This is a genomic window from Pseudomonas sp. HY7a-MNA-CIBAN-0227 (assembly GCF_040310325.1).
In the GTDB taxonomy this organism is placed as follows: domain Bacteria; phylum Pseudomonadota; class Gammaproteobacteria; order Pseudomonadales; family Pseudomonadaceae; genus Aquipseudomonas.
In genome coordinates, this window is record NZ_JBEOPT010000256.1 from 1 (window position 1) to 254 (window position 254).

A 254-nucleotide genomic window follows, 5' to 3' on the forward strand; every position below is an offset into this window, starting at 1 on the left:
GCCCAACACCCCGGCCATGGGCACCGCAATGGCAAACAAGGCAGTGACCTGGGCGCGACGGCGCGCCGGGTACCAGCGGTTGAGGAACACCAGGATCCCCGGGAAAAACCCGGCCTCGGCCACCCCCAGTAGAAAGCGCAGCACGTAGAACCCGCGCGCGCTCTCCACCCACAGCATGCCGGTGGAGAGCAGGCCCCACCCCACCATCAGGCAGGCGATCCAGCGCCGTGGCCCGACGCGGTCCAGGGCGATGT

The 254-nt window shown here is 69.7% G+C and carries 1 protein-coding gene; it reads right to left on the reverse strand.

What is annotated here, in order from left to right; genetic code table 11:
• The coding region (locus AAEZ06_RS27815; protein ID WP_350617385.1) for an MFS transporter at positions 1-254 on the reverse strand (254 nt) is incomplete at both ends.